This window comes from Nocardioides deserti (assembly GCF_014266025.1).
Taxonomy (GTDB): domain Bacteria; phylum Actinomycetota; class Actinomycetes; order Propionibacteriales; family Nocardioidaceae; genus Nocardioides; species Nocardioides deserti.
Window position 1 is genome coordinate 1 of sequence record NZ_JACMYC010000008.1, and the last position, 10,585, is coordinate 10,585.

8 protein-coding genes are annotated in these 10,585 nt (G+C 72.9%); 7 read left to right on the forward strand and 1 reads right to left on the reverse strand.

Annotated elements, in window-relative coordinates:
• The coding region (locus tag H7344_RS14040; protein ID WP_222130675.1) for a hypothetical protein at window positions 1–513 on the reverse strand (513 nt) is incomplete at its 3' end.
• A 36-nt stretch (window positions 514–549) separates the two neighbouring features.
• Between H7344_RS14040 and H7344_RS14045 the strand changes: the two genes are divergently transcribed.
• The 7 genes from H7344_RS14045 (at window position 550) to H7344_RS14075 (ending at window position 9,448) form a co-directional block, all read left to right on the forward strand.
• The gene (locus H7344_RS14045; protein ID WP_186346639.1) at window positions 550–1,890 is read left to right on the forward strand and encodes a PucR family transcriptional regulator; all 1,341 of its coding nucleotides are present in this window, start codon (window positions 550–552) and stop codon (window positions 1,888–1,890) included.
• A gap of 169 nt (window positions 1,891–2,059) precedes the next feature.
• Window positions 2,060–3,427: a uracil-xanthine permease family protein gene (locus H7344_RS14050; RefSeq protein ID WP_186346640.1), complete on the forward strand. Its 1,368-nt coding sequence runs from the start codon at window positions 2,060–2,062 to the stop codon at window positions 3,425–3,427.
• A gap of 88 nt (window positions 3,428–3,515) precedes the next feature.
• Window positions 3,516–4,376, forward strand: a complete 861-nt coding sequence (locus tag H7344_RS21240) for an FAD binding domain-containing protein (protein ID WP_186346641.1) — start codon at window positions 3,516–3,518, stop codon at window positions 4,374–4,376.
• A gap of 2 nt (window positions 4,377–4,378) precedes the next feature.
• On the forward strand, window positions 4,379–4,984 hold the full coding sequence (locus H7344_RS14060; protein WP_229707191.1) for a (2Fe-2S)-binding protein: 606 nt from the start codon (window positions 4,379–4,381) through the stop codon (window positions 4,982–4,984).
• Window positions 4,981–7,383 carry an aerobic carbon-monoxide dehydrogenase large subunit gene (cutA, locus tag H7344_RS14065; protein WP_186346643.1) on the forward strand — a complete coding sequence of 801 codons (2,403 nt, stop codon included), beginning with the start codon at window positions 4,981–4,983 and terminating at the stop codon, window positions 7,381–7,383. The genes H7344_RS14060 and cutA overlap by 4 nt, the downstream gene beginning before the upstream one ends.
• Window positions 7,380–8,045 (forward strand): SRPBCC family protein, encoded by a 666-nt coding sequence (locus H7344_RS14070; protein ID WP_186346644.1) that lies wholly within the window; start codon window positions 7,380–7,382, stop codon window positions 8,043–8,045. Before cutA ends, H7344_RS14070 begins: the two co-directional genes overlap by 4 nt.
• Window positions 8,042–9,448, forward strand: coding sequence for an amidase (locus tag H7344_RS14075; RefSeq protein WP_186346645.1), 1,407 nt, complete (start codon window positions 8,042–8,044; stop codon window positions 9,446–9,448). Before H7344_RS14070 ends, H7344_RS14075 begins: the two co-directional genes overlap by 4 nt.
• Window positions 9,449–10,585 lie beyond the last annotated feature (1,137 nt).

The window sequence follows — 10,585 nt, forward strand, 5'->3', positions numbered from 1 at the left end:
GGCCACGACGTCGTCGCCGACCGGCGTGAGCCCGTCGCCGCGGCCGAGCAGGGAGGCGACCGCGTCGGGGTCGCCGGCGGCGAGCGCCTCGAGCGCCGCGGCGGGCAGCTGGTCGCGGGCGGGGCCGAGGTCCGGCGCGGCCGCCTCCAGGCGGGCCGCGGCCTCCGGCGGGAGCGCGGGCAGGTCGGTGGGGACCAGGCGGTCGACGGACACGCTGAGACCCGCGACGTGGAGCGCGCCGTCGGCGACCTCGGCCGGGGCTCCGACGGCGACGTCGGGCAGGCGGGTGAGCGCGGTGGCGATGGTCGCCGGCACGTGCACGGCGCCGCGCGCGGCCACCCCGACGACCCGATCGCCGACCCGGTCGCTGCTCTGGTCACTGAGGCGGACGTAGATCGCGGACGCGCCGGCGTGGACGACCTCGCCGGTGCCCGGCTCCTCGTGCAGCCGACGCCGGAGGGCGGCGGTCCCGGCCCCCGCGACGCGGGTGCGGGGCGAGGTCGACAGTGGCACCTCTCGGACGCTAACGGATGAACTAGGGTGCGCCGAATGGTGAGCATTGCCAACCCCGACCGGGGCGGGGAACAGAAGTTGACATCGGGCGCGCCCGTGTCGACCGGGAGCGCCTCCGAGCAGCCGGACCAGCAGCCGGACCAGCAGCCGGTCCCGCTCGACGCCGACAACCTCGCCGAGGACCTCGCCCAGCAGGTGCTCGCGAACGCCGACCTGGGCCAGATCGTCGACGCCATCGCGGCCGCCCTGCACGCGGACGCCGCGGTCACCACGACCGACGGTCGGGAGCGGGTCACGCGGCTCTCCGAGGACCGTCGGGCCGACCTGGCCGCGGGCGACCTGCTCGACCACACCGGCCGGGTGCGCGTCGAGCGGCTCGACCCCGGGGGCACCCTGCTGGCCGGCGGCGCACGCGTCCACCGCCTCCCGGTCGCCACGCCCACGCAGCCGCTCGGGCACCTGGTGCTGATCGTCGAGCGGGAACTCGATGCCGTCGAGGCGGTCGCGCTGCGGCGCGCCGGTCTGGCTGTCGCCCTCTCGATCAGCCGGGAGCAGGCCGTGTCGGCGGTGGAGAACAAGTACCGCGGCGACTTCCTGCGCGACGTGCTGCTGGGGCGGGCCGGCTCGGAGGAGTTCGTGCGCGAGCACGTGGCCGGCTTCGGCTGGGACCTCGGCGGACCGTCGATCGTCGTCGTCGCACAGCTTGACCCGCAGCCGGCCGGGGAGCCGTCCGGCACGGTCGAGGAGCAGCGGCAGTGGCAGGAGCGGTTCGCCGACGCCTGGCGGCAGGTCGTGGGCGGGGTCTCGCGGTCGGTCCCGGTCGCGGACTTCGGCTCCGAGGTGGTCACGGTCCTCCCGGCGGACGGCAGCCAGCCCGGATCCGAGGCGGTCATGCGCCTGGTCCGCGCTGTCGCGGGGGACAAGGGCGGCGGCCGGCGACCGTTCTCGGTCGGCGTCGGGCGGGTCGCGGGCGACGTACGCGGCCTGCCGGAGAGCTATGCGCAGGCCTACCGCGCGGTGGCCGTCGGACGCCGCGTGCGCGGCGGCGGGACCACGACCTGGTTCGACGAGCTCGGGCTGCACCGTCTCATCGCGATGGTTCCCGACGACGTGGAGCTGCGTGCCTTCGCCGTCGACGTGCTCGGCGAGCTGGCCGGTCAGGGCGAGGAGGCGGCGGCCCTGCGCGAGACGCTGCAGGTGCTGCTGTCGACGAACTTCAACGTCGCCGAGGCGGCGCGGCTGCAGTTCTTCCACTACAACACCATCCGCTACCGCGTGACCAAGCTGGAGCGGCTGCTGGGCCCGATCACCTCCGACCACAACCTGCGCCTCGACGTGGCCGTCGCGCTCAAGGTCCTGGAGGTCGTCGGCGGCTGAGGCCCCGGTCGGGCAGGTCCAGCCGAGCAGACGACCTCCGCCAAGTCGTAGGCAGGATCTGTCGACGTTGCGCGCACCCTTTCGGCGGAACTGGCCATCGAGGGTGTGGCGTGGGCCTCAATAGGCTCGCTGTTCTCTCGGTTCCACCGCTGGCGAAGGGAACTTCCGCATGTCGATGTTCAAGTGGACGCAGGTCGATCCTGCGCCCGGTGAGGCTGTCGGGCCGCAGGAGCGGCTCAGCTGGGGGAAGACCGTCGGTCTCGGCGCCCAGCACGTGGTGGCCATGTTCGGTGCCACGTTCGTCTTCCCGCTCATCATGGGTCTGGACGCGAACCTCGCGATCCTGTTCTCCGGTGTCTGCACGATCCTGTTCCTGCTGGTCGTCAACAACAAGGTGCCCAGCTACCTCGGCACGAGCGGCTCGTTCGTGTCCGGCGTCTTCGCCATCCGCGCCCAGGGCGGCGACTCCGCCGACGTGACCGGCGCGATCCTCATCGCCGGTCTGATCCTGGCGCTGGTCGGCGTGGCGGTGCACTACCTCGGCTCGGGTGCGCTGAAGCGGCTGCTGCCGCCGGCCGTCACCGGCGCCGTGGTCATGCTGATCGGCTTCAACCTGGCCCCGGTCGTGGCCAACACCTACTGGCCCCAGGACCAGTGGATCGCGCTCGCGACCGCCGCGTTCGTCGTGGTCGCCACCGTGCGGTTCCCCGGCTTCTGGTCGCGGATCTCGATCTTCCTGGCCCTGGTCTTCGGCTACGTGCTGTCCTTCCTGGCCGACACGATCTTCGGCCAGATCACCTCGCCCGACGGCACCGGTGAGGTCGTCACCCGCGACCGGATCAACCTGACCGGCCTCGGCGACGCCGCCTGGTTCGGCCTGCCGACCGGCGACCTGGCCGACGGCGTCAGCAAGGTCCACGCGCCCGACTTCTCGCTCACCTTCGCGCTGCTGGTCATCCCGGCCGTCATCGCGCTGATCGCCGAGAACACCGGCCACGTCCGCGCCGTCGCGGAGATGACCGGCGACGACCTCGACCCCTACATGGGCCGCGCGCTCGGCGCCGACGGTGTCGCCACGGCGTTCGCGAGCGCCTTCGGTGCCTCCCCGACCACGACGTACGCCGAGAACATCGGCGTCATGTCGGCCACCCGGGTCTACTCGACCGCGGCCTACTACGTGGCCGCGCTGGTCGCGATCATCCTCGGCCTGTGCCCGAAGTTCGGCGTGCTCCTCAACGCCATCCCCGGTGGGGTCCTGGGCGGCATCACCGTGGTGCTGTACGGCATGATCGGTCTCATCGGCGCCAAGATCTGGGTGGACAACCGGACCGACTTCGGCAACCCGCTCAACATGGTGCCGCTGGCCGCCGGCCTCATCGCCGGCATCGGCAACGTCACCCTCACGATCGGCGACGACTTCGAGCTCAGCGGCATCGCGCTCGGCACGATCATGGTCATCGTCTTCTACCACCTCGTGAACATCGGTCGCCCCCGCGGCGAGCAGGTCCGCGCCAGCGACGTGGCGCACACGCACTGACGGCTCCGGTGGGCCGGCCGGGCAGCACGCCCGGACCGGCCCACCGGGCCCCCTCTCGGAACAGCAATCGGAAAGGCCGGCTCCCCTCGTGAAACCCACGGCGTTCGACTACGCCCGTCCGGAGACGTTGGAGGAGGCGGTCCAGGCCCTGGGCAGCCACCCCGACGCCAAGGTGCTCGCCGGTGGCCAGAGCCTCGTGCCGCTGATGTCGATGCGCCTGGCCGCGCCGGCGCTCATCGTCGACATCAACCACCTGCCCGGGCTCGACCACGTCACCGCCGACGCCTCGGGCGTCCGGATCGGTGCCTTGGCCCGCCACGCCGACGTCCTGGCCTCCGCCGACGTACGCCGCGTGCAGCCCCTCGTCTCGCTCGCGCTGGCCAACGTCGCGCACCCCACCATCCGCAACCGCGGCACCACCGTCGGCTCGATCGTCCACGCCGACGCCGCCGCGGAGATGCCGATGGTCCTGCAGCTGCTCGGCGGCAGCGTCGACGTCGTCGGCTCGGGCGGTCGGCGCACGATCGCCGCCGACGAGCTCTACGTCGCGCCGCTCGAGTCGAGCCTGGCCCACGACGAGGTCGCCGTCGAGGCGTTCTTCCCGGCGCTGCCCGCCGGGTCCGGCGTGGCCTTCGAGGAGATCTCGCGCCGTCACGGCGACTACGCGATGTGCGGCGTCGCCGCCGTCGTCGCCGTCGAGGACGGCCGGGTCACCTCGGCCCGCGCCGGCTACCTCTCGGTCTCCGACGTGCCGACGGTCGTCGACCTGACCGACGCGCTCGCCGGCTCGGTCGACGACGCCGCGCTGGCCCGGGCTGCCGAGGCCGCCCTGGCGCAGCTCGAGCCGGAGAGCGACATCCATGCCACCGCGGCGTACCGCGCGCACCTGGCCAAGGTGCTGACCGCGCGCGTGCTGACCGCGGCCCACGACCACGCTCGGGAGGAGTGACCGTGGCTGAGAACACTGCTGAGAAGATCCACGACGTCCGGCTCGAGGTGAACGGCGTGACCCATGCGGTCGCCGTGCCGGCCCGTCGCCTGCTGTCCGACGCCCTGCGCCAGGAGTGCGGACTGACCGGCACGCACGTCGGCTGCGAGCACGGCGTGTGCGGCGCCTGCACCGTGCTGGTCGACGGCCGGCCGGTGCGCAGCTGCCTGATGTTCGCGGTCACCGCCGCGGGCAGCGAGATCACCACCGTCGAGGGGCTGGCCGAGCCCGACGGCTCGCTGAACCCCGCTCAGCAGGCGTTCCGCGAGTGCCACGGCCTCCAGTGCGGCTTCTGCACCCCGGGCTTCCTCACCACGGTCACGGCAGGCATCAAGGAGAACCCCTGCCCGACGCACGAGGAGGCCCGCGAGATGGTCGCCGGCAACCTCTGCCGCTGCACCGGCTACCAGAACATCGTCAAGGCCGTCGAGCGCGCGGCGGAGATCGCCCGAGGCGACGCGCCCGCGGCCGGCCCGCCGGACGGCGACGACGGCGGGCTCGAGGCGGCGACCGGCGACACGGAGGTCGCCCGCAAGGACGACGCATCGACGACGGGACTGGGCGCATGAGCACGAAGCTGATGGGCGAGGCCGTCCAGCGGGTCGAGGACGACCGGCTGCTCCGCGGCGGCGGGCAGTACGTCGACGACATCGACCTCGGCGCGCTCCACCTCGCCGTCGTCCGCAGCCCGCACGCGCACGCCCGCATCCGCTCCATCGACGTCGACGCCGTGCTCGACATCGAGGGCGTCCACGCCGTGTGGACCTACGACGACCTCGACGGCGCGATGGCCGAGCCGCTGCCGCTGCTCATCCCGCACCCGACGCTGACCCACGGGCGCACGCAGTACGCCCTGGCCCGCGACGAGGTCAACTACGTCGGCGAGGCGATCGCGGTCGTCGTCGCCGACGACCGCTACGTCGCCGAGGACGCGGTCGGCCGGGTCGTCGTCGACTTCGAGCTGCTCCCCGCCGTCGTCGGCGTCGAGGCCGCGCGCGCCGCCGAGAACCTCGTCCACGACGACGTCCCCGGCAACATCGCCGCCCGCTCGGTGCAGCAGAACGGCGACGCGGAGGCCGGGATCAAGGCCGCCCCGCACACGCTGTCGTTGGACTTCGACATCGAGCGCAGCGCCTGCATGCCGATGGAGGGCCGCGGCGTCACCGCGCGCTGGGACACCGCCAACGGTCGGCTCCAGGTGTGGACCTCCACGCAGACCTCCACCGGCGTGCGCGCCGCGGTCGCCGCCAAGCTCGGCCTCGACCTGCTCCAGGTCGACGTCATCACCCCCGACGTGGGCGGCGGCTTCGGCGTCAAGATCAACCACCCCTGGCCCGAGGAGCTGCTGGTCTCGCTCGCAGCGCAGCGGCTCGGTCGCCCGGTGAAGTTCACCGAGGACCGTCGCGAGCACTTCATCTCCTCGGCTCACGAGCGCGCGCAGCTGCACCACGTCGACGTCGGCTTCGACGACGAGGGCCGCCTGCTCGGGCTCGACGTCCGGTTCTGGCACGACCACGGCGCCTACACGCCGTACGGCCTGATCGTCCCGATCAACGCCTCGACCCAGCTGGTCGGTCCCTACAAGACCGGCCCCTACCGGGTCACGTTCGACTCGCTGTACACCAACACCGTGATCGTCACGCCGTACCGCGGGGCTGGTCGTCCGCAGGGCTGCTTCGTGATGGAGCGGACGATGGACGCGATCGCGGCGTACCTCGGCAAGGACCGCGCCGACGTCCGCGAGGTCAACCTGATCCAGCCCGACGAGTTCCCCTACGACCACGGCCTGGTCTTCCAGGACGGTCGCGAGACGATCTACGACTCCGGCGACTTCGCGGCGATGCTGGAGAAGATCAAGACGCTGGTCGGCTGGGACGACTTCGAGTCCTACCGCGCCGAGATGGCCGCGCAGGGTCGCCGTGTCGGCATCGGCCTGGCGGCGTACGTCGAGGGCACCGGCGCCGGCCCCTACGAGGGCGCGCACGTCAACATCGAGAGCTCGGGCAAGGTCAAGGTCGCCACCGGCCTGACCAGCCAGGGCCAGGGCCACCAGACGGCTTTCGCGCAGATCGTCGCCGACGAGCTGGGCGTGCCGTTCGAGGACGTCGAGATCACCACCGGCGACACCCGCCGGATGGCGTACGCCGTCGGCACCTTCGCCTCCCGCGCCGCCGTGATGAGCGGATCGGCGATCCACCTGGCCGCCAAGCGGGCCAAGGAGAAGGTGCTGCGCCTGGCCTCCGACGCCCTCGAGGCCGACCCCGAGGACCTGCAGATCGTCGACGGCGTCGTCTCGGTCAAGGGCTCGCCCGGCACGTCGATCAACCTCGGCACGGTCGCGGTGCTCTCGAACCCGCTGCGCTACGCCTTCGACGAGGCGTCCAAGGCCGCGACGCAGTTCTCGGTCGGTGACGCCAGCAAGCCGCCGGTCGCCGAGGACGACGAGCCGGGCCTGGAGGGCAAGGACTTCTACTCGCCGATCCGCTCGACGTTCGCCTCCGGCATGCACGCCGTGATCGTTGAGACCGACCCCGACACCGCCGAGATCACGATCCTCAAGTACGCCGTCGTCCACGACTGCGGCACGGTCATCAACCCGATGATCGTCGAGGGCCAGATCCACGGCGGCGTCGCCCAGGGAATCGGTGGAGCGCTCTACGAGAAGATGGCCTACGACGAGTCCGGCCAGCTGCTCAACGCGTCCTTCATGGACTTCCTGATGCCCTACGTCACCGAGGTCCCGGACTCGATCGACATCGACCACCTCGAGACCCCGTCCCCGCTCAACCCCCTGGGCATCAAGGGCGCCGGCGAGGCCGGCGTCATCCCCGGGTCGGCCGCCATCGCGGCCGCCATCGAGGACGCCGAGGGGCTGCCCATCACCGCCATGCCGATCTCGCCGTCCGAGCTCTTCGAGCTCCGCGCGCAGCACGCCGTGGCCACCACGACTCCTGAGGAGAACCGATGAAGATCGCCGGCCAGAACACCATCGCCGCCCCCGTCGACAAGGTGTGGGAGGCGCTGCTGGACCCGCGCGTGCTGGTCGCGACCATCCCCGGCTGCGAGCAGCTCCAGACGACCGGCGAGAACGCCTACGCCATGACGGTCACCGCCGGCGTCGCCGCGATCAAGGGCACCTACCAGGGCGCCTGCACGCTCTCGGACCTGAAGCCGCACGAGTCGCTGACCATGGGCCTCAAGGGCGCCGGCGCGCCGGGCACCATCGACGCGACGGTCGGCGTGCGCTTCGAGGCGCAGGGCGACCAGACCCTGCTGTCCTACGACGCGGACGCGGTCGTCGGCGGGATGGTCGGCGGCGTCGGCCAGCGGATGCTCACCAGCGTCTCGCGCCGGATGGCCGCGGAGTTCTTCGGCAACGTCGAGAAGGTCATCGCCAACGGCCTGCCCGCCGAGGCCGCTCCGGCTGCTGCTGCCCCGGCCGCCGGTGCCGGCGAGGTGGCCACGGACGGCGCCGCGCCGGCCGAGCAGACCGTCTTCGCCGCGACGCCGGCCGCCTCGCGCGGCGCGGCCGTCGGTGGCGACCAGTCGTTCCTCGCCGGGGTCGCCCTCGGTGGCGCGCTGGTGCTCGCCGGCGTCGTCGTCGGTGGGCTGCTGGGCCGTCGCCGATGAGCTCCACCCCGGTCTCGGTCGACTCCTCCGCGCGGTCGATGGCCGCTGCCGTCCGTGAGCGGGAGATCTCCGCGCGCGAGCTGCTCGACCTCCACCTCGAGCGGATCGCCGAGCGGAACCCGCAGCTCAACGCGGTCGTCTCCCTCGACGAGGAACGGGCCCGCGCGGGTGCCGAGGCCGCCGACGAGGCGCTCGCCCGGGGCGAGCGGGTCGGCCCGCTGCACGGCCTGCCGTTCGCCTTCAAGGACACCCACGCCGTGGGCGGGTGGCGCACGACGTACGGCTCGACGCTGCGTGCCGACCACGTCCCCGACGCCGACGAGCTCATCGTCGAGCGGGTGCGACGCGCCGGCGCGGTGACGATCGGCAAGACCAACGTGCCGGAGTTCGCGGCCGGGTCGCACACGTTCAACAAGGTCTTCGGCACGACGCTCAACCCGATCGACCCGTCGCGGTCGGCGGGCGGCTCGTCCGGCGGCGCGGCGTGCGCGCTGGCCGCCGGCATGGTGCCGCTCGCGGACGGCTCGGACATGGGCGGCTCGCTGCGCAACCCCGCATCGTTCTGCGGCGTGGTCGGCATGCGGCCGAGCCTCGGCCGGGTGCCGGAGTGGCCGCTCTACAACCAGTGGGAGACCACCTCGGTGGGCGGCCCGATGGCCCGCAACGTCGCCGACCTGGCGCTGCTGCTGTCCGTCATGGCCGGCCCCGACGCCCGGGCGCCGCACGCGCTCGGTGACGCCGGCACGTCCTTCGCCGACCCGCAGCCAGCCACGCTCGGCGGGCTGCGCGTCGCGCTGAGCACCGACCTCGGTGGCGCCTTCGAGGTCGACCACGAGGTCGCCGGCGTCGTCGAGGCGACCGGTCGCGCGCTCGCCGGCGCGGGCGCCAGCGTCTCGGGGGAGCACCCCGACCTGGGGCTCGCCGAGGACACGTTCCGCACGCTGCGCGCCTGGCACTTCCAGGCCAAGTTCGGCGCCCTGCTCGCGGAGCACCCCGACGCGTTCAAGGCGTCGCTGGCCGACAACATCCGGGCGGGGGAGTCCCTCACCGGCGCCGACGTCGCCCGGGCCTACGGCCAGCGCACGGCCCTGTCGGAGACGATGCGCGAGTTCTTCACGGCGTACGACGTGCTGGTGCTGCCGGTCTCGCAGGTGCCGCCGTTCCCGGCGGACCAGGAGTTCCCCTCGGCGATCAACGGCAAGCCGATGGAGACCTACCTGGACTGGATGCGCTCGGCGTACTTCATCACCGTCACCGGCTGCCCGGCCATCTCCATCCCCGCCGGCCACACCCGCGACGGCCTTCCCGTCGGCGTCCAGCTCGTCGCCCCCCACGGCGCCGACCTGCGCCTGCTCGAGGTCGCCCGGGCCGTCGAGGCCCTGGTCAGCCCCACCGCTGGCTGATCCTTCGGGAATTCCGTCGGGCCGCGGCGTCAGCATCCCAAGTTCACTTGGGATGCTGACGCTTCGCGGCTGTTGCGATGGCCGCAGAGCGCCAGAATCGGCCGCGGAGTGCCGGCCGGAAGGTCCGGCCGGGGTGCCGGTAGCCCGGTGAGGGCGCAGGGTGACGGTGATGTCCGCCGTGGTTGCATGACCGCATGCGGGACACGCTCGGCCGTCTGGACACCACTGCGCTGAGCGGGTCGCTGGAGCCGGTCGGGCCGGGGGACGCCGCGCAGGACCGTCGGCGGCGCTCGTCGTCCCGGTTCGCGCGGTCCATGGCGGTCCTCGTCGTCGCGTGCGTCGTCCTGGTGACGGTCGTGGTGGTGGCGGCGATGGCGGCGCGCAGCGACACCAGCCTCGGCGAGGCGGCGGGTGATCCCGTCGTCCTGGGGTCGCTCGCGGCCGCGGCCGCTTTCGGCCTCTTGGTGTGGCTGGGCCTGTCCTGGGCGTCCTTGCGTGCCGACCGACGGTCCCGGCGGCTGACGGCGTTCGCCGAGCGCAACGCGATGACCTACCAGTGCCAGCGCAATCAGGACGAGCTCCTTCCGCCCACCGCGTTCTTCGTGCGGGTCTACGCCGGCCCGCAGAGCAGGCTCGCCACCGAGGTCGTCGTCGACCACCACCCTCGCCACGTCGAGCACGGCCAGGTCACGATCAGCCGCAGCGGCGGCGAGAACGGCGCGATGCGGGAGCCGTGGGGGTACGTCGCCGTGCGCACGGCGGTCCCGATGCCCCACGTCGCGATCCTTCGCCGGCGGGGGCTCCGCGGGCGCACGCGTCGCTTCCGGGGCCTGCGCGACCTGCAGCGCGGCCTGCCCCAGCTGCCCGGGTTCGACCGACGGTTCGTCGTGCTCTGCCCACCCGGGCACGAGGCGGACGTCGCCACCATCGCCACCCCCGACCTCCTCGACCGCTGGGCGGAAGGCGGCTTCGACGTCGAGATCCTCGGCTCGTGGCTGGTGCTCTTCCGCCGCCGCAGCGTCGTGACGCTGAAGCCGAAGCGGTGGCAGGAGCTCGCCGCCATGACGGCCCTCCTCGACGCCCGCCTGACGGCCTGGGAACGCCGGGCAGCACGGCGCACCCAATCGCTAGGCAGGA